Source organism: Sulfitobacter sp. AS92, assembly GCF_038900015.1.
In the GTDB taxonomy this organism is placed as follows: Bacteria; Pseudomonadota; Alphaproteobacteria; order Rhodobacterales; family Rhodobacteraceae; genus Sulfitobacter.
The window spans coordinates 18,895-37,665 of record NZ_JBBMQL010000008.1 but is presented as its reverse complement, the minus strand read 5'-3'; the positions used below and the strand labels follow the sequence as shown (position 1 = coordinate 37,665).

General features: G+C 60.5%; 19 protein-coding genes. 14 read left to right on the top strand and 5 right to left on the bottom strand.

Annotated features, from left to right (window positions below):
- The first annotated feature begins 1 nt into the window (after position 1).
- The 8 genes from WNY61_RS14120 to WNY61_RS14085 all read left to right on the top strand — a co-directional run bounded on the left by WNY61_RS14120 (position 2) and on the right by WNY61_RS14085 (position 5,869).
- On the top strand, positions 2–304 hold the full coding sequence (locus WNY61_RS14120) for an urease subunit gamma (RefSeq protein WP_342852051.1): 303 nt from the start codon (positions 2–4) through the stop codon (positions 302–304).
- A gap of 9 nt (positions 305–313) precedes the next feature.
- Positions 314–511, top strand: a complete 198-nt coding sequence (locus WNY61_RS14115) for a hypothetical protein (protein ID WP_342852050.1) — start codon at positions 314–316, stop codon at positions 509–511.
- A complete protein-coding gene (locus tag WNY61_RS14110) occupies positions 508–813 on the top strand; it encodes an urease subunit beta (protein ID WP_342852049.1) in 306 nt (101 codons plus the stop codon). The genes WNY61_RS14115 and WNY61_RS14110 overlap by 4 nt, the downstream gene beginning before the upstream one ends.
- Positions 813–2,549, top strand: coding sequence for an urease subunit alpha (gene ureC, locus WNY61_RS14105; RefSeq protein WP_342852048.1), 1,737 nt, complete (start codon positions 813–815; stop codon positions 2,547–2,549). Before WNY61_RS14110 ends, ureC begins: the two co-directional genes overlap by 1 nt.
- Positions 2,550–2,559: 10 nt before the next feature.
- On the top strand, positions 2,560–3,054 hold the full coding sequence (gene ureE / locus WNY61_RS14100) for an urease accessory protein UreE (protein WP_342852047.1): 495 nt from the start codon (positions 2,560–2,562) through the stop codon (positions 3,052–3,054).
- Positions 3,047–3,694: an urease accessory protein UreF gene (locus WNY61_RS14095; protein WP_342852182.1), complete on the top strand. Its 648-nt coding sequence runs from the start codon at positions 3,047–3,049 to the stop codon at positions 3,692–3,694. The genes ureE and WNY61_RS14095 overlap by 8 nt, the downstream gene beginning before the upstream one ends.
- Complete coding sequence (ureG, locus tag WNY61_RS14090) at positions 3,691–4,335, top strand: urease accessory protein UreG (protein ID WP_342852046.1); 645 nt, start codon at positions 3,691–3,693, stop codon at positions 4,333–4,335. The genes WNY61_RS14095 and ureG overlap by 4 nt, the downstream gene beginning before the upstream one ends.
- Before the next feature lie 193 nt (positions 4,336–4,528).
- On the top strand, positions 4,529–5,869 hold the full coding sequence (locus tag WNY61_RS14085; protein WP_342852045.1) for a DUF2793 domain-containing protein: 1,341 nt from the start codon (positions 4,529–4,531) through the stop codon (positions 5,867–5,869).
- Between the two features lie 45 nt (positions 5,870–5,914).
- On the opposite strand, the gene WNY61_RS14080 is transcribed toward WNY61_RS14085, so the two are convergent.
- Entirely contained in the window at positions 5,915–6,877 is a 963-nt protein-coding gene (locus WNY61_RS14080; RefSeq protein WP_342852044.1) for a pyridoxal-phosphate dependent enzyme, read from the bottom strand.
- A 16-nt stretch (positions 6,878–6,893) separates the two neighbouring features.
- Positions 6,894–7,853, bottom strand: coding sequence for an ornithine cyclodeaminase family protein (locus tag WNY61_RS14075; RefSeq protein WP_342852043.1), 960 nt, complete (start codon positions 7,851–7,853; stop codon positions 6,894–6,896).
- 100 nt (positions 7,854–7,953) lie between these two features.
- Here WNY61_RS14075 and WNY61_RS14070 point away from each other — a divergent pair, with 100 nt between their 5' ends.
- Both WNY61_RS14070 and argE read left to right on the top strand, forming a co-directional pair.
- Positions 7,954–8,574 carry a PAS domain-containing protein gene (locus WNY61_RS14070; RefSeq protein ID WP_342852042.1) on the top strand — a complete coding sequence of 207 codons (621 nt, stop codon included), beginning with the start codon at positions 7,954–7,956 and terminating at the stop codon, positions 8,572–8,574.
- Complete coding sequence (gene argE / locus WNY61_RS14065) at positions 8,571–9,722, top strand: acetylornithine deacetylase (protein ID WP_342852041.1); 1,152 nt, start codon at positions 8,571–8,573, stop codon at positions 9,720–9,722. The genes WNY61_RS14070 and argE overlap by 4 nt, the downstream gene beginning before the upstream one ends.
- Here argE and WNY61_RS14060 read toward each other — a convergent pair.
- From WNY61_RS14060 to WNY61_RS14050, 3 genes are all read right to left on the bottom strand, one after another.
- A complete protein-coding gene (locus WNY61_RS14060; RefSeq protein WP_342852040.1) occupies positions 9,696–10,847 on the bottom strand; it encodes an aminotransferase in 1,152 nt (383 codons plus the stop codon). The two genes, argE and WNY61_RS14060, sit on opposite strands and share 27 nt — an antisense overlap.
- A 19-nt stretch (positions 10,848–10,866) precedes the next feature.
- Positions 10,867–11,949, bottom strand: coding sequence for a serine hydrolase (locus tag WNY61_RS14055; RefSeq protein ID WP_342852039.1), 1,083 nt, complete (start codon positions 11,947–11,949; stop codon positions 10,867–10,869).
- 79 nt (positions 11,950–12,028) lie between these two features.
- Positions 12,029–12,508 (bottom strand): Lrp/AsnC family transcriptional regulator, encoded by a 480-nt coding sequence (locus WNY61_RS14050; protein WP_342852038.1) that lies wholly within the window; start codon positions 12,506–12,508, stop codon positions 12,029–12,031.
- Positions 12,509–12,602: 94 nt separating this feature from the next.
- Here WNY61_RS14050 and WNY61_RS14045 point away from each other — a divergent pair, with 94 nt between their 5' ends.
- The 4 genes from WNY61_RS14045 to WNY61_RS14030 all read left to right on the top strand — a co-directional run bounded on the left by WNY61_RS14045 (position 12,603) and on the right by WNY61_RS14030 (position 18,638).
- Positions 12,603–13,805 carry a methionine gamma-lyase gene (locus tag WNY61_RS14045; RefSeq protein WP_342852037.1) on the top strand — a complete coding sequence of 401 codons (1,203 nt, stop codon included), beginning with the start codon at positions 12,603–12,605 and terminating at the stop codon, positions 13,803–13,805.
- 65 nt (positions 13,806–13,870) lie between these two features.
- Entirely contained in the window at positions 13,871–16,255 is a 2,385-nt protein-coding gene (locus WNY61_RS14040) for a 1-deoxy-D-xylulose-5-phosphate synthase N-terminal domain-containing protein (RefSeq protein WP_342852036.1), read from the top strand.
- Between the two features lie 413 nt (positions 16,256–16,668).
- Positions 16,669–17,247, top strand: a complete 579-nt coding sequence (locus WNY61_RS14035; RefSeq protein ID WP_342852035.1) for a TRAP transporter small permease subunit — start codon at positions 16,669–16,671, stop codon at positions 17,245–17,247.
- A complete protein-coding gene (locus WNY61_RS14030) occupies positions 17,247–18,638 on the top strand; it encodes a TRAP transporter large permease subunit (RefSeq protein WP_007121131.1) in 1,392 nt (463 codons plus the stop codon). Before WNY61_RS14035 ends, WNY61_RS14030 begins: the two co-directional genes overlap by 1 nt.
- Positions 18,639–18,771: the final 133 nt, after the last annotated feature.

The window sequence follows — 18,771 nt, the reverse complement described above, 5'->3', positions numbered from 1 at the left end:
CGTGCAACTGACCCCGCGAGAAAAAGACAAACTGCTGATCGCAATGGCCGCCGAGGTCGCCCGCAAGCGCCTTGCGCGGGGGGTCAAGCTGAACCATCCCGAAGCAATCGCACTTATCACCGACACGGTGGTCGAAGGCGCGCGGGATGGGCGCAGCGTGGCCGATATGATGCAGGCGGGTGCGCATGTGATCACCCGCGACGACTGTATGGAGGGGGTTTCCGAGATGATCCCCGAGGTGCAGGTCGAAGCGACTTTCCCCGACGGGACCAAGCTCGTCACCGTTCACAACCCTATTAGATAAGGATATTCCATGCCACGCTTTGCCCCCCTACTTGCCCTCCCGCTCACGTCGCTTGCCATGACCGCCTTTGCCCATACAGCACCAATCCCACATGGTCATGGTGGCGAAGCGGGAGGCTCATTGATGATGTATATCGTCGCGGGTTTGGCTTTTGCGCTGTCAGGACTGATTGCCGTTAAGCGCCGTTTGAAATCTGCCAAAGCATGATCCCCGGCGAGATCTTTCCGGCAGAGGGCACGCTTACCCTTAACGCTGACAGCAAAGCGATCACGCTGATGGTGGCCAATACCGGAGACCGCCCGGTGCAGGTCGGCAGTCATTACCATTTCGCCGAAAGCAATCCGGCGCTGGACTTTGATCGCGAAACGGCACGGGGGTATCGCCTCGACATCGCTGCGGGCACCGCCGTGCGGTTTGAGCCCGGCCAGCGCCGCGAGGTGTCCCTTATCCCGTTCAGCGGCGATCGGCGTATCTTTGGTTTCAATAGCGCGGTGATGGGAGACCTCTGATGCCTGCACAGATCAAACGTGGTGACTACGCGGCTATGTTCGGCCCCACGGTAGGCGACCGGGTGCGCCTGGCGGATACCGACCTTATCATCGAGGTCGAGCGCGACCTGACCACTGAACGCAGCGGGCAAAACGCCCCCGCCTATGGCGAAGAGGTCAAATTTGGTGGTGGCAAGGTCATCCGCGACGGCATGGGCCAGTCTCAGGTGACCCGCGCAGGCGGGGCCGTTGATACGGTCATCACCAATGCGCTGATCGTCGATTATATTGGCATCTTCAAAGCCGATGTCGGGCTGAAAGACGGGCGCATCGCCAAGATCGGTAAGGCTGGCAACCCCGACACGCAACCGGGCGTGAACATCATTATCGGGCCGGGAACCGAAGTGATCGCGGGCGAGGGGCGCATTCTGACCGCAGGCGGGTTCGACAGCCATATCCACTTCATCTGCCCCCAGCAGATCGAAGACGCGTTGCATTCAGGGTTGACCACCATGCTCGGCGGCGGCACCGGCCCCGCGCATGGGACGCTGGCCACCACCTGCACGCCAGGCGCGTGGCATATCGGACGCATGATGCAATCTGCCGACGCCTTTCCGATGAACCTAGCTTTCGCGGGTAAAGGCAACGCTTCCCAGCCCGCCGCCCTTGAGGAACAGATCAATGCGGGCGCCTGTGCGCTAAAACTACACGAAGATTGGGGCACCACGCCTGCCGCCATCGACTGCTGCCTCAGCGTGGCTGACGCGATGGATGTGCAGGTGATGATCCACACCGATACGCTCAACGAAAGCGGCTTTGTCGAGCATACCGTCAAGGCCATGAAGGGCCGCACGATCCACGCCTTTCATACCGAAGGCGCAGGTGGCGGTCATGCGCCCGACATCATCAAAATCTGTGGCGAAGAACATGTGCTGCCGTCGTCCACCAACCCGACGCGGCCCTTCACCGTGAACACGCTGGAAGAGCATCTCGACATGCTCATGGTCTGCCACCACCTAGATAAATCCATCCCCGAAGATGTCGCCTTTGCCGAAAGCCGCATCCGCCGCGAGACCATCGCCGCCGAAGATATCCTACACGACATGGGCGCGTTTTCGATCATCGCGAGCGATAGTCAGGCCATGGGCCGCGTCGGAGAAGTGTTGATCCGCACGTGGCAAACTGCCGACAAGATGAAAAAGCAGCGCGGACGCTTGGCCGAAGAAGCCGGCGAGAACGACAATTTTCGCGTGCGCCGCTACATCGCGAAATACACGATCAACCCGGCCATCGCGCATGGAGTTTCAACCCATATCGGCAGTATTGAAGAGGGCAAGCGCGCGGATCTGGTGCTGTGGAATCCTGCGTTTTTCGGGGTCAAACCTGAGATGGTGCTATTAGGCGGCAGTATCGTCTGCGCGCAGATGGGCGACCCCAATGCGTCCATCCCCACGCCACAGCCAGTCTATTCGCGGCCCATGTTCGGGGCGTATGGCCGCGCGGTGGAAAATTCCGCAGTGGTGTTTGTCAGCGAAGCGGCACAGGCTGCGGGCATTGGCAAACAGCTTGGCCTTGCAAAACAGACCGTCGCGGTGCGCAACACCCGTGACATCGGCAAGCGCGATCTGAAACTGAACGACGCGTTGCCCAAGGTCGAAGTGAACCCCGAAACCTATGAGGTCCGCGCCGACGGAGAATTGCTGACCTGTGAGCCCGCCTCTGTGCTGCCAATGGCACAGCGCTATTTCCTGTTTTGAAGGATTTAATATGACCCCAATCCTTTGCCAAGACATCCGCCGCGCGCCCGATTGGACCGATGCGAGTGACCAAGTGAAGCTGACCTATGATGGGCGTTTTCTGCGCCGTCGGGTGCTCACGACTACGGGCGGACTGTCGTTCTTGGTCGATCTCGCGCAGACTGCCTCGCTTGATCATGGCGATGCTTTTGTTTTGTGCGATGGGCGTGTGGTTGAAGTCGTGGCTGCCGACGAAGACCTGTTGGAAGTAACCGGTTCTGACCTACCGCGCATCGCGTGGCATATTGGCAATCGACACAGCCCTTGCCAGATAGAGGTCGACCGCCTTGTCATCCAACGCGATCATGTGATGGTCAAAATGCTAGCGCAGATCGGCGCAGAAACCCGCGAGATCACCCGCCCCTTCCGCCCCGAAGGCGGAGCCTATGGACACGGGCGCACCCACGGGCATGATCACAGCCATGCCCATCATGCCCCCCAAGATCACGACCACACTCATGCCTAACACCAATCAGGCTGAGCAGCTTCTGACGCTGGTGCAGATGTTCTCCCCCTCCTATCCGGTAGGGGCATTTGCCTATAGCCACGGGCTGGAATGGGCTGTGCAGGACGGGGCCGTGACTGACCGGGATAGCCTTAGCGATTGGCTAGATACGGTGTTGCGGCACGGGGCTGGATCGGCCGACGCCCTGTTTCTCGCGGCCGCTTACCGCGCAGAAGCCCCGTCCGAGATTGACGCCGAGGCCCGCGCCTTCGCGGCCTCGGCCGACCGCCTCAAAGAAACCGTGTTGCAGGGCGAAGCCTTTGCCCGTGCCAGTGCAGATATCTGGCAGATCGACCTGCCTTCGCTATGCTATCCTGTCGCGGTTGGTCGGGCCGCTGCGCTGCAAGGGCTCCCCTTGCGCCAAACGCTTGAGATGTTTCTACACGCTTTTGCCGCCAACCTCGCCACCGCCGGAATGCGGCTTATTCCATTGGGGCAGACGGAGGGGCAGATTATCATTCGCACCCTTGCACCGCTTTGCCTTGAAATTGCCGAGACCGCAGAAAAAGGCACGCTCGACGATCTCACCTCCACCGCTTTTCTAAGCGACATCGCCGCCATGAAGCACGAAACCCAGTATTCGAGGATTTTCCGCACATGAAACGCAACAACGGCCCCCTACGCGTCGGCATCGGTGGCCCCGTAGGCGCGGGTAAAACCACCTTGACGGCCGCGCTATGCCGCGCTCTGCGGGACAGGCTTTCGGTGGGCGTCATCACCAATGACATCTACACTCAAGAAGACGCCGAAGCCCTGATGCGGATGCAGGTGCTGCCGCAAGACCGGATTATCGGCGTCGAAACCGGCGGTTGCCCCCATACGGCAATCCGCGAGGATGCGTCGATCAACCTTGCCGCTGTGGCTGAAATGATCGCACGGCACCCGGAGGTTGAAATCGTGCTTATCGAAAGCGGTGGCGACAATTTGTCAGCCACTTTTAGCCCCGAACTGGCAGATGTGACCCTCTATGTGATCGATGTGGCCGCAGGCGAGGAGATACCTCGCAAGGGGGGGCCAGCAATAACGAAGTCCGATATCCTTGTTATTAACAAAACCGACCTCGCCCCTCATGTTGGCGCGTCGCTTGACGTTATGCAGCGCGATAGCGCGCGGATGCGGCCAAACTTGCCAACGGTTTTCTGCGCGTTGAAATCCGGTGAAGGGATCGACGATGTGCTAAAGCATCTGGCACAAGTCGGCGGATTAGATCTTGGCCTGCGTCACCCCGCTGTGGCTGACTAACTTCGATAGATATCCGCCATTGGGATGGATACCTCGATCCGGTGCGCCGTGTCGTTGCAACGGTTTGGGTATCCTCCCACACAAGATCGCTGGTTTCGGGGGCACCCGTTGCCCGCTGTCCGTGCGCCCTGTTGTGAGACTGGCAAGACTTACTTTCCACAGTCACAGGCGACCCATAACGCGGAGAATCCCCATGGCTGACACCTCTGAACGCTTGTCTCTTCCCTATTTGATGCCAGCACAGGCGCAGAAACACGTAACCCATAATGAGGCTCTGCAACGGCTCGACCTTTTGGTGCAGCTTGCGGTTGAGAGCTTTGACGCCAATACCCCGCCGTCATTGCCACAGGCGGGAGAGGTCCATGCGCTTGGCAGTTCACCGACGGCGGCTTGGGCAGGCCATGCAGACGAACTCGCCGCTTGGGTTGAGGGGAACTGGCACTTCATCGTGCCACAGGAGGGATGGCAGGCTCTCGATAAATCTAGCGGCGCTTTGCGGCGGCGTGCGGCAGATGCCTGGGTTGAGGTTTCGGTCCCCGATCTGACTGACCTGCCCGGCGTGGGGATCAACGCGGGCCACAACAGCGGTAACCGTCTGACAGTCTCCTCTCCGGCGACATTGCTGAACCACGAGGGGGCGGGGCATCAACTAAAGCTTAACAAGGCCGGCACGGGCGATACCGCAAGTCTGCTGTTCCAGACCGATTGGTCAGGCCGGGCCGAGATGGGGACAGCGGGTGAGGATGATTTCTCAATCAAAGTCAGTGCAGATGGCAGCACATGGACCACGGCGCTTGCCTTTGATGCGGCGACGGGGATGGCCTCGGGCATGGCGCTTACCCAAAGCGCAGAAGATACGACGGTGGGCCGATTGCTTCGCGTGGGGGATTTCGGCATCGGGGCGGATGCGGGGCCGGTCGTGACCGACCTCGACGCGCACCAGCTTTCGGGCAGCTATTCAAGCTATGGCGGCGCCCATGCGCAGGCACCGGCGGGCGCCAATCCCTTTCTCACGATGGATGGGGTCTTTGGCCTTCTCAGCGGTAACAGCACCTTGGGTGAACAAAGCGCGTATCTTTGGCAGATCGCGATTGGCCTCGACACGCCGGGGTTGGCGTTTCGCGTGCGGGCAAGTGGGGCATGGGGCAGTTGGCAAAGGCTGTGGTCCGGGGCAAACACGACCGTCGATGCCAATGGCTTCGTCAAAGAAGCGAGCCCGATCGTGCGACTGTTTTGCGATACCTGCGAGGAGCCAGCGGTCCCCCTAAACGCGCAGTTTAAACGGCAAGCGCTTGGGCAATATACCCTAACGAATGTGCCGCCCCTCGCCTCGAAGGGGTGGCAGATTGAGGTGCCGCAAGATGCGAATGGCAATCGGTTGGTCTATGTCGACTGTACCTATGACGCGGCGAACGGCGCACTGCATGTTCGGACCAGCAAGGTGATTTGGCAGGACAATTGGGCCGCCGGTGAGCCTTGTGACATCCCCGAAGGCCGCTGGGTCGACTTGCGCTTTGGCATGCCCACGCGCTGATCGCGTGACCCCGGCCCACTGTAACCTCAGCGGGCCGGGAAACGTTTAGATAATCCCACGCAACTGCTCGACCTCATAGTTGCCCCCGCAAAGCAAAACGGCAGAGGTCTGGCCCGCGTATTTCTCAGGGTCCGCCAAATAGGCGGCTAGCGCCAAAGCAGCGGCGCCTTCGACCAGCATATTCTCATCCCATGCCAGCACTTTCAGCGAAGCGGCTATTTGATCTTCGTCGCAATGCACGATCTCGTCGATCACCTCGCTCGCCATCGGCAGGGTAAGCGAGTCTGCGTCGACCCCGCCTGCTACGCCATCGGCCAATGTATCAAGATGCTCTGTCTCTACAATTTTGCCCGCTTTGATTGAGGCCGCTAATGCGCAGCTGCTTGTGGCACTAACGCCGATGACGCGGGTCTGGGGAGAAAATTCCTTGATCACCGACCCCATGCCCGAGATCAGCCCGCCACCGCCCATTGAGATAAAGACGTTGTCGACCCCCTCAATCTGGTCCAGCAGTTCCAGCGCGGCAGTGCCTTGCCCAGCGATCACTTCGGCGTCGTTATAGGGCGAGATATAGGTATAGCCTTCGGCCTCAGCCAATTGCTGGGCGTGCAGTTCCGAGAGTGACGCATCAGCACCGTGGATCACGACCTTGGTGCCAAAGCCTTCGATGGTTTTGCGTTTCTTGGCGACCACCGTTTCAGGCAGCACGACGATCAACTCATGCCCCGTTGTCTGCGCGGCAAGCGAGCAGGCGATGCCGTGGTTGCCCGACGACGCGGTAATGACCGGACGGTCAAGCGGCACGGTGGTAAGCTTGGCACTGGCCCCGCGCAGTTTGAAAGACCCGGTGTGCTGGAAGTTCTCGGTTTTGTAGAATAGCCGCGTCCCCTCCGCCAGTGGCAGGCGCGAGGCGATGACCGGCGTGCGGTAGATTGCGCCTGCGATCTTGCGGTGAACCGCGCAGGAACGCGCGGCGGATTGGGAGATCAGGTTAGAGACAGGGGACATGGCAGTTTCCATCAGATTAAGTGAGATCGGGGTGCGCGGCGTGAAGCACAGCGAGCGAAATCGCGGCATCCTGAACCGCAAGGCCCGTGAGGTCGGCGATGGTGATCTGCGCCTCATCGGCCCGGCCCGGATGCGCGCCAGATAGGACTGATCCCAGGGCCACAACATCTTCAGCGATCCCGGCTTCAGCCTCCGCCGTGGCGAATTCACCATGATGCAACGACTGCGCAGCCAGGTCACAAACCAGCAGGTCGGCCGAGGTCACAAGGTCCGTTGCCAGTTCTTGCTTGCCGGGACTGTCCGCACCAACGGCGGTGATATGGGTGCCGGGCGCGATCCAGTTGCGTGCGATGAGCGGGGTCTTTGCGGGTGTGGTGGTGATGATGACCTGTGCCGCGCGGCAGGCGGTTTCGAGGTCGGGGGCGACGGTGGCGTTCAGGCCCTCGGCTCCGAGCTCTCCTGCGGCCGCCTCTGCCTTGGCCGCATCGCGCCCCCAGATGGTGAAGGTCAGCTTCCGCTCGGGCAGCAGCGCCTGCAGGCACCGCGCTTGGAAACGGCATTGCAGCCCGGTACCGACGATCAGCACCCGATCAAACCCGTCAACGCCAAGCGCACGACTGGCCAGCGCCCCGCCCAGCCCGGTGCGCATATCGGTCAGCCAGCCTTCATCCCGCAGGATCGCCAGCGGCGCGCCGGTGGTGGCCGAGAACATCAGGTTAAGGCCGTTTGAACTGGGCAGCCCCTTAGCGGGATTGTCGTAAAAGCCGGTGGCAACCTTGATGACAAAACCTTCGGTCCCGAGCACATGGCCCGTTTTCACGTGGCAATCCCCATTGGCCGCGTCAAAGCCCAGATAGGTCACCGGCGGCGCCTGCACCCGGCCCTCGGCAGAGGCGATATAGGCGTTTTCGATGGCCTGCGCCGCCGCAGTCAGATCGAAACGCGCTTTGATTTGGCTTTTGTTCAGGTCGATCACACGCGGCTCCCTTTAGATCACTGCCAATATCGGTTGACCCAATTTCTGGATCGAATTATCTAATTTACAATTTCCTGTCAATCAGTGGAACGTCCCGCCGATGCCCGAACCGACCTTCGACAATGCCTGCGCCACCGCAGATGCCATCGCTCGTCTCTTCGGCGCGCGGATTGAGGTTGTGGTCCATGATCTGACAGCCGAGCGTATCGCCCATATCGCCAATCCGATGTCGCAACGCAGCATCGGCGATCCGTCGAACATGCATGAGATTGACCTTGGCGAAGCCCCGGTGATTGGCCCCTATGAAAAGGTGAACTGGAACGGCTCCACCTTAAGGTCGATCAGCATCCTGCAACGGCGCGCGGACGGCACGGCGGCCTATGTGATCTGCATCAACCACGATCAGGCCGATCTACTGGCGCTGCGCCGTGTGGCTGAGGCACTTGGCCCCGCGCCTCTGGAAAACGATGAACCGCAGGTGCTGCTGCGCAATGACTGGCACGACCGGCTCAACAGCTATGCCAGCGCGTGGTGCCGCGACCGGGGGGTGCGGATTGACGCCCTCGGGCGTGATGATCGACGTGCGTTGATTGGTGACCTGTCGGCCTCCGGCGCCTTGGCCGAACGACATGCCGCCGCCTATGTGGCGCGGATGGTGGGGGTGAGCCGGGCGACGATCTATAACGACCTAAAGGCGCGCCAAGACGGAGACGCGGAATGACCGATATCTCACAGGCGCTTGTACTGTTGGAGAAGCTGATCGCCTTCCCTACGGTGTCGCACCGCTCGAACCGTGCATTCATTGCATTCGTCTCAGACTACCTAAGCGGGCTGGGAGTGGCGCATCATATTTTTCCCGATGAGACGGGTGAGAAAGAAGGGCTGATCGCCCATATCGGGCCGCAGGTCGAAGGCGCGGTGATCCTGTCGGGCCATACCGATGTTGTGCCGACCGAGGGTCAATCGTGGCGGCACGACCCGTGGAGCCTGACGCTGGAGGACGGGCGTTATTTCGGGCGCGGCACCTGTGACATGAAAGGCTTCGTGGCGCTGGTTCTTGCAGCCGTCCCACAGATGTTGGCGCAGCCATTGGCCCGCCCCATCCAATTGGCGTTTTCCTATGACGAGGAACCCGGCTGCCTTGGCACCCTGCCCTTGATCGACTCGTTGGCACGGCATTACCCGCGCGCTGAAAGCGTCATCGTGGGCGAGCCGACGCAGATGAAAGTGGTGACCGGTCATAAGGGCGGGATCGGTATCAAAACCACCCTGCGCGGGTTGGCGGCGCATAGCTCGAACCCCGGGCGCGGGGTCTCGGCCATCGCTCATGCGCTGCCGCTGATCGACTGGCATGAGCGGCAGATGATGCAGGAGGCAGCGAACACAAGGCCGAGCGGGTTCGACCCCGCCTTTACGACGCTTCAGGTGGGCACTCTGCACGGCGGAACGGCCCTGAATACCGTGCCCGACGTGTGCGTCTTTGAGAGCGACATCCGCTATGTGCCGCCCCAGACCGCTGACGATTGGATCGCGGCCTACCGGGCCGAGGCTGCCAAGGTCGAAGCTGCGATGCAGGCCCGCCACCCTGAGGCCAGCGTAACGCTGAGCGATATCGACATCGCCCCGGCACTGGCCCCCGAGCCCGGCAATGCCGCCGAAGAATTGGCACGGCGGCTGACCGGCGACAACTCCGACACCCTCGTCGCCTATCAGACCGAGGCCGGGCATTTTCAGGGCGCGGGCTATGCCACTGTGGTGTGCGGACCGGGCAGCATCACGCAAGCCCATCAAGCGGATGAATATATCACCGCTGATGAGCTGCGCCGTGGGGCCGATTTTCTGTCAAAGCTGATCGACAGTCTCCGCTGAGCCGACGCCTTGCCGCGCAAGGAACGCCGAGACGCGTACCAATCCGGCGCGCAGATCCGCCGTGGGGTTGGCATATCCGATGCGCAGCCAGCCCTCCATGTCCATCGCGCTGCCGGGGGTGAAGAGCACGCCCTCCTCCTCCAGCAACCGGGTGCAGAAATCGCGCGACGGCAGCGGCAGGTCGTATTTTACCAGCGCGGTCGTGCCGGACTTGGGCCTGACCCAAGAAATCAACGGCTCAGCCTCAACCCAGTCAGACAGGATCGCGAGGTTCTCGCGGGTGATGCGATGTGAACGCTCAAGGATTTTCTCGCGGTTTTCCAGCGCGAGGGCCGAGAAATACTCATCAATCCGACCGACAGAAATGGTGTTATAATCGCGGTGGATCATGATGCGCTCCAGCAAATCGCGCGGGCCTGCGACCCAACCGACGCGGAGCCCGGCCAGCGAATAGGCTTTGGACATCCCCGCCGTGCTGATGCCCTTCTCATAGAGGTCGCAGATCGACGCGGTATAGCCGTCGCCCTCCTGATCCGTCCCGCGATAAACCTCATCGCAAAGCACCCAAGCATCACTGCCGCGCGCAATCTCCGCAATCTCAGAGAGCATCTGACGGTTCATCAACGCGCCGGTTGGGTTATTGGGGTTGTTGGTCGCGATCATCCGCGTATCGTGGCGCATCATGGCGCGCAATTCGTTAAAGTCGGGGAGGAAGCCGTTCTCTTCGCGCAGGTGTAACAGCTCAACTTCGGCGCCGATGCTTTCGGGGATGGAGTAATGCTGCTGATAGGTCGGCACGATAGCGATGATATGATCACCGCGGCTCACAAGCGTCTGATGCACCAGCGAATTCGCACCGATGGTGCCGTGGGTTGTCAGCACATTATTGCGGGCTTGAGCCTCGTAAAGCCCCGCCACCGCGTCGCGTAGCCGGTCGGACCCCTCAATCGCGCCGTATCCCATCCGCATCTCGCGCAGTTCGCCCAAGACACTGTTGTCGACGCCCGCCATGTCGATCAAATCGCCCAAAGTGATCGACTCCACGCAGGTTTCGGCAAGGTTGTAGCGGCAGTGGTTCTCGAATTCGTTCATCCACATTTCAACGCCGAAGGTTTTTATGTCCATCGTGTAGTCCTCTCGATTATCAGCTCCGTGCCGGGCCGCTCAATGCCGCCATTAGCAGTTCCAGAAACTTGGGTGCCTGCGGCGGGGCGAGCCAGCGCATGACGGCCACAATCTCCTGCTCCGGTGCGATCCAGATCGTATGCCCGCCCGCGCCCTGCGCGCTAAAAGCAGTCGCAGGCAGCGCCGGATTGGCGTCCTGCCCCCGGTTCAGCCACCATAGAAAGCCGTATTTGTCGAGGGTCGGTGTGGGCGTTAGGGACCGCCGCATCCAGTCTTCGGGCAGGATCTGCGCGCCGTCCCATTGGCCGTTCTGACAGATGAACTGGCCGAATTTCGCATGATCCTCGGCCCCGATGAAAAGCCCGCCGCCCCAGTGTCCGCCGCCGGTGACCGACTGAACGCGCGTGCCATCGATCTCGACCCAAGAGGTCGAATAGCCTTCCCACCGCCAGTCGCCGGACGCGCCAATCGGGTCCATGACCCGTTCGCGCAGCACCTCAGGCAAGGGTCGGCCAAAACGGCACAGCAGTGCATAGGCCAGCGCGTTCACCCGCACGTCGTTGTATTCGTAGTAGCTCCCCGGCGCGCCGACCTCGCGCAACTGCCCCTTGCGGCTGTTGTCCGCGCCAACGCCAATTTGGCGATAGTGGTCGACCTGATCGTCCTTGCCAAAAATCTCACCACGCCATTCGCTGTTCATCTGCAGCATGTGCCGCCACGTGATGCGCCCGTTGTGATCGCCCGCGAAATGTGGGTCGGAAACACTTTCCCCCACCGGCGTGTCGAGGTCATCAATCAGCCCGTCCTTCACCGCCAATCCGGCCAGCACCGAAAGATAGCTTTTGGCAATTGAGAACGTCATGTCAGTTCGCGTGGTATCGCCCCAGTCGGCCACCCGTTCGCCGCGGTGCATGATCACCCCTGCAGGCCCGCCGCGCGGTGCGACGGGGCCGACGATCTCGGTCCAAGGGCCGCTCTCATTCCACTCCCGGTTCCCGACATAGGCACCATCGGGGTAGTACATCTCCCGCGGCCACGCGGTCTCATGGGCAAGGGCGTGATCAACAACGGCCTGCAAGGCGGGGGTGGCGGCGAAGGTCATATGGCTCTCCTCGAGTTGCGGCGAACTCTTTCCAAGGGGGCGGGGATTGTAAACCGCAAAGACCGCGTCGTTCAGGGGTTTACCTGGTTATAATGGGAAAGACCTGACTGCGTTTGACCACGCCATAGACAAAGCTGGTGTCGATCGAGCCAATCCCGCCGATAGGATGCAACCTTGCGCGGACAAAGCGTTCGTAATCCTCAAGATCGCTGACCACGACCCGCAGCAGATAATCCGACAGCCCACTCATCACGAAGCATTCCAACACCTCGGGGATCGCTTTGATTTGGCTCTCGAAGCGCTGCACCGTCGCCTCGTCATGGCCGTCAAGCGTGACACGCACCATCACCGTGACCGGCAGCCCGTAGGCCTTGGCGTCGACCTCCACACTATAGCCTCGGATCGCGCCGTTCTTTTCCAAAGCGCGCAACCGCCGGAGGCAGGGCGAGGGCGAGAGGTGCACCTCCTCCGCGAGGTCGAGGTTGGTCATCCGACCATTGCGCTGAAGGGCGCGAATGATCTTGCGATCTGTGGCGTCCAATTGGGGTATCTGGGGCATAATATGCCAAACCTCCTAAATCTAGTGGATATAATAGCAACCAAATGCCAATGCGACCATCAGATAATGCCTCAACAACTTTAAGGGGCATTCCATGAACAATTCGCAGAAATCCTTTGCCACACGCGCGATCCATCACGGCTATGACGCGCAAAGCGAACAGGGCGCGTTGAACCCGCCGGTTTACATGAGCTCGACTTTCACCTTTGAGACGGCAGAGGCAGGCGGCGACATGTTTGCCGGTGAACGCGAGGGGCATTTCTACACCCGCATTTCCAACCCCACGCTTGACCATTTGGAAAAGCGGATTGCCAACCTTGAAGGGGCCGAAGCAGGCCTCGCCACGGCATCTGGCATGGGGGCGATCACCTCGACGCTGTGGTCTTTCCTTGAGGCGGGGGATGAGATCATCATCGACAAAACGCTCTATGGCTGCACCTTTGCATTCATGACCCACGGCCTGCCGCGCTTTGGCGTGAAGGTGACGCTGGTAGATATGACTGAGCCCGCGAACCTCGAAGCGGCGATCAGCGCGCAAACCAAGATCGTCTATTTCGAGACCCCCGCGAACCCCAACAACCGTCTGGTCGACATCGCTGCCATCTCCGCCATCGCGCATCGCGCCGGGGCCAAGGTGGTGGTCGACAACACCTATGCCACGCCAGTCCTTACCCGCCCGATTGAACATGGCGCGGACATGGTGGTCCATTCGGCGACGAAGTTCATTTCCGGTCACGGCGACGTCGTTGCGGGCCTCGTCGTCGGCAGCAAAGAGGATATGACGCAGGTGCGGCTTGTCGGCCTTAAGGACATGACGGGTGCTGTGATGTCTCCGCTGACCGCCATGTTGCTGTTGCGCGGGATCAAAACGTTGGAACTGCGGATGGAGCGCCACTGCGCCACCGCGCGCAAAGTCGCCGAGGCGCTGGAAGCGCATCCGGCAGTGCTGCATGTCGCCTACCCCGGTTTGAGCAGCTTCCCGCAGGCCGATCTTGCGCGGCGCCAGATGTCGGATTTCGGCGGCATGATCCCCTTTGAGGTGAAGGGCGGCAAACCGGGCGGCATCGCCTTTATGAACCGGTTGAACCTGATCCAGCGCGCCGTGAGCCTTGGCGATGCGGAAAGCCTGATCCAGCACCCGGCCAGCATGACCCATTCGACCTATTCCCAAGAGGAACGCGCCGAGCACGGCATCGCCGAAGGTCTCGTGCGTTTGTCGGTCGGGCTCGAAAGCGCAGATGACATCATAGATGACCTTTACGCCGCGCTTGGGGCGCATAACATGCAGGCGGCCTAATCCGGCCCCTTCAACGGGTGCGCCATGCCGCGCGCCCGCGATGTCACCAATCTGAAAGACCTGCCATGACCGCTCTCGCCCCAGACCAACTCAAGACCATCGAACAGCGTCTTTTGTGGCTGTCACATTGGATGATCCACAACGCCAATCACATCCGGCCCAAGGTGGACGGGATCAAGGTGGGTGGGCATCAGGCGTCCTCGGCCTCCATGGTGTCGATCATGACGGCGCTCTATTTCAGCGCGCTGCGGCCTGAGGACCGGGTGGCGGTGAAGCCCCATGCTTCGCCGGTCTTTCATGCGATGCAGTACCTCATGGGCAACCAGACACGTGAGAAGATGGAGAATTTTCGCGGGTTCCACGGTGTGCAGAGCTACCCGAGCCGGACCAAAGATATCGACGATGTGGATTTCTCTACCGGGTCCGTGGGTCTTGGCGTCGCTGTGACCTCCTTCGCCTCGCTGGTGCAGGACTACATTACCGCGAAGGCGTGGGGGGAGGATGTGAACCTAGGTCGCATGGTGGCGCTCGTTGGCGATGCCGAGCTGGACGAGGGCAACATCTACGAGGCCTTGCAAGAGGGCTGGAAGAACGACCTGCGCAACACGTGGTGGATCATCGACTACAACCGCCAGTCGCTTGACGGGGTCGTCCGCGAGGGTTTGTTCAAGCGGATCGAGCAGATTTTCGACGCCTTCGGCTGGGACGTGGTGAAGGTGAAATACGGCGCTCTGCAACGGGCGGCCTTTGAGGAGCCGGGCGGCGAGAAGCTGCGCGACTGGATCGACAACTGTCCGAACCAACTTTACTCGGCGCTGACCTTCATGGGAGGGGCGGTCTGGCGGCAGCGGCTGATGGACGCGCTTGGCGATCAGGGCGATGTGACCGCGCTGATCGAAGCGCGCAGTGACGGCGAGCTGGCCGACTTGATGGAGAACCTCGGCGGCAACTGCGTGCAGACCATGGCCGAGACCTTCGCCGCCATCGACCACGACCGCCCGGTCTGTTTCCTTGCCTATACGATCAAAGGCTGGGGCACGCCGATTGCGGGGCACAAAGACAACCACGGCGGGCTGATGAACAAAAGCCAGATGGCTGAGTGGCAGAAACATATGGGCGTGGCCGAGGGCGAAGAATGGGAGAAGTTCACCACCGTCAGTGACCCGGAGACCCTCCAAGCCGCCCTCGACAAAGTGCCGTTTTTCGCCAAGGGCCGCCGCCGTTACGATGACATGACCCTGCCGGTGCCGCAGATCGAACTCTCCAGCGACCGCGAGATTTCGACACAGATGGCCTTCGGCAAAATTCTGGATGATCTGTCAAAAGGCGACAGCGATCTGGCCGAGCGCATCGTGACCATGTCGCCCGATGTGACCGGTACGACCAACCTCGGGCCGTGGGTGAACCGGCGCAAGTTGTTCGCGCGCAGCGAACAGGCCGATACCTTCATCAACGAGAAAATCCCCTCCACCGCGAAATGGGAGTTCACCCCCAAGGGCCAGCATATCGAGCTGGGCATCGCCGAGATGAACCTTTTCCTGCTGCTGGGCGCTGCGGGCCTCTCGCATTCGCTCTTTGGCAAGCGGGTCATTCCCATCGGCACGGTTTACGACCCCTTCGTCGCCCGTGGCTTGGACGCGCTGAACTATGCCTGCTATCAAGATGCGCGATTTATGATCGTCGGCACGCCATCGGGCGTGACGCTCGCCCCCGAAGGCGGCGCGCATCAGTCCATCGGCACACCGCTCATCGGCATGAGCCAAGACGGTCTGGCCAGTTTTGAACCCGCCTTTGCCGACGAGTTGGCGGTGATCATGCAGTGGGCTTTCGACTACCTGCAGAAGGACGGAGAAGGCGACCCGGATGAACGAACCTGGCTGCGCGACGAGACGGGCGGCTCGGTCTATCTACGGCTGACCACGAACCCAATTGAACAGCCCGGCAAACGGGTCGACGAAGACTTCCGCCAAGGGGCCATCGATGGTGCCTATTGGTTGCGCAAGCCGGGGCCAAATTGCGATGTGGTGATTGCCTATCAAGGTGCCGTGGCTCCCGAGGCCATCAAGGCGGCGGGGATGATTGCCGAAGGTCGGCGTGATGTGGGCGTGCTGGCCGTCACCTCCGCGGATCGTCTCAACGCGGGTTGGACAGCGGCACAGCGTGCGCGGGCGCGGGGCAATGCAGAGGCGGAAAGCCATATTGAGAGCCTGCTGGCCGATCTGCCGCGCGACTGTAAAATGGTGACGGTGATCGATGGACATCCGGCAACGTTGTCGTGGCTGGGCTCGGTCGTGGGGCATCAGACGGTGCCGCTCGGGGTGGAGCATTTTGGCCAGACCGGCACCATCGCGGACCTTTACCAACATTTCGGCATTGACGCGCGGTCGATTGTTGAGAAGGTCGAGGGGCTGACACCGGGGCGGCAGATTCTGCACCGAGTGGTCAGCTGAAGTATAATGGGCGACCACTGCGGCCCCCCGTCCCTACCGATGCGCGAAGTTTGCTTCTCAGATAGGCGGGATAGGCACTCAGAATACAAACGCCGGCCACGCTGAAATCGAGGATGGTCGCACCGATGCTCCCTGCCTACTGCCAGACAAGACCGCCAACTTGCCTGTGCAGCGCACAAATTCGCCCCTGCCCGCACTCTGGGCCGGGACGGCAATCGAAGCGCCATGCTCTACGCGATGTCCGAATGACCCGCCGTATGGCTTGCGAAAAAGCATGGAGTTACACGGTGGCCCCCCTGCCACTGCGCGTTTACAATTGCAGCTCTTGAAGGCCGCTTAACATCTAAATCTTGACATTTTGCCCCCTCCCTCTGATTGACGTGCAAACGAACTTGACGGGAAGAGGGGACAGGGTGCGTTTTTTAGCAGGAATTGCCAAAGTCATTTGCGCGGTGAATTTAATCATCGGCAATCTGTTTTCTTGGCTCTCACTCGGCATCGTGTTGGTGTGTTTCACCGTGGTCGTGCAGCGCTATGTTTTCGCTGTCAGCTTCGTCTGGATGCAAGACCTCTATATCTGGCTTAACGGCGCGATGTTTACGGCTGTGGCGGGCTTTGCCCTGTTGCGCGATGACCATGTGCGGGTCGATATCTTCTACCGCCCCGCCACTATGGCGCGCCGCGCGCTGATTGATTTGATCGGCGTCGTTGTCTTTCTATTGCCCTTCTGTTGGGTGGTTTATGCCTATTCGATGCCCTTCGTGCAGCGCGCTTGGGGCTACCAAGAAGGATCGGCCAACGTGGGTGGGATGCCAGGCCTCTATATTCTCAAAGCCTTTATTATCGGCTTTGCCGTTCTTATCGCCCTTCAGGGCATCGCCTGGATCATCCGCTCCATTCTGGTGCTCAGCGGCAATGCTGCGCTTGTGCCCAAATCCATGCAATACAGCCGGGATCAAATCCCTGCAGACCATCCGCAGGGAGCCGTTTGATGGATCCGATTTTAATCGGCGAGATGCTCGCCGCGCTCATGTTTTTTGGCGTGATTGGTTTTTTGCTATTGGGCTTTCCGGTCGCCTTCACGCTCGCCGGTGTGTCGCTGCTCTTTGGCTTGGTCGGCATTGGCTTTGGGGTTTTCGATCCATCTAACTTCGGTTCCCTACCAAACCGCTATATCGGCTTTATGACCAACGAAGTCTTGGTGGCTGTACCGCTATTTATCTTCATGGGGGTGATGCTGGAACGCAGTCAGATTGCTGAGCAACTGCTGATGACCATGGGCAAACTCTTTGGCAATATGCGCGGCGGACTTGGCTTTTCGGTCGTGATCGTGGGCGCGATGCTTGCCGCCTCGACCGGTGTGGTGGGCGCGACTGTTGTGACGATGGGGCTGATCTCACTGCCTGCGATGCTGCGCGCGGGCTATGACCCCAAACTTGCGACCGGCGTGATCTGTGCAAGCGGGACATTGGGCCAGATCATTCCACCGTCGACCGTTTTGATTTTCATGGGCGATATGCTGGCCGGCATCAACTCTCAGGTGCAGATGGCCAAGGGCAACTTTGCGCCCTCCCCTGTGTCCGTCGGCGATCTCTTTGCCGGGGCGCTATTGCCGGGCATCCTGCTGGTGTCGCTTTACATGGGCTATGTCCTGTTCAAGGCCGTGACCGCGCCGGCCTCCTGCCCCGCGACGCCGGTGCCTGCAGACGAGAAGGGCCAGTTGCTCCGCGACTTTTTCGTCGCTTTGGTGCCGCCGCTTTTACTGATCCTTGCTGTTTTGGGCTCAATCCTCGGCGGTATTGCCACCCCGACAGAGGCAGCTTCGGTCGGGGCCGTGGGTGCGATGGTGTTGGCAGCATTGCGCTGGCGCCTGTCCTTCCGCATCCTGCGCGAGACGATGATTGCGACAGCGACGATCACCAGCATGGTCTTTATCATTCTGTTGGGGGCTTCGGTCTTTTCCATTGTGTTCCGCATGATGGGTGGCGACAATCTGGTACATGAGTTCCTGAGCAACCTGCCCGGCGGCCCTTTGGCGGCGGTGGCAGTTGTAATGGTAATCATGTTCTTCCTTGGGTTCATCCTTGATACATTCGAGATCATCTTCATCGTGATCCCGATTACAGCGCCTGTCCTTTTGATGCTGGATATCGATCCGATCTGGCTGGGTGTTTTGGTTGGGGTGAACCTGCAAACGTCCTTCCTCACGCCGCCCTTTGGCTTTGCGCTGTTCTATCTGCGTGGGGTGGCCCCCGCAGACCTGCCGACCAGTGCGATCTACAAGGGCATCCTGCCGTTTGTGCTGTTGCAGGTTGTGGCGATTGCGATCCTGTTCGCCTTCCCGCAGATCGTGACTTGGTTGCCAAAGGTCATCTCGGGGTAAGACTTCCCTATTCTAGTTCAAAGGCTCGGTGGCAACGCCGGGCCTTTTTTGCATTCTGCGAGAGACCCTAAACCTGTCCCGCCCGGCGGCAGACCGGGCTCAAATAAAAAGGCCCGGCGTTTCCACCGGGCCT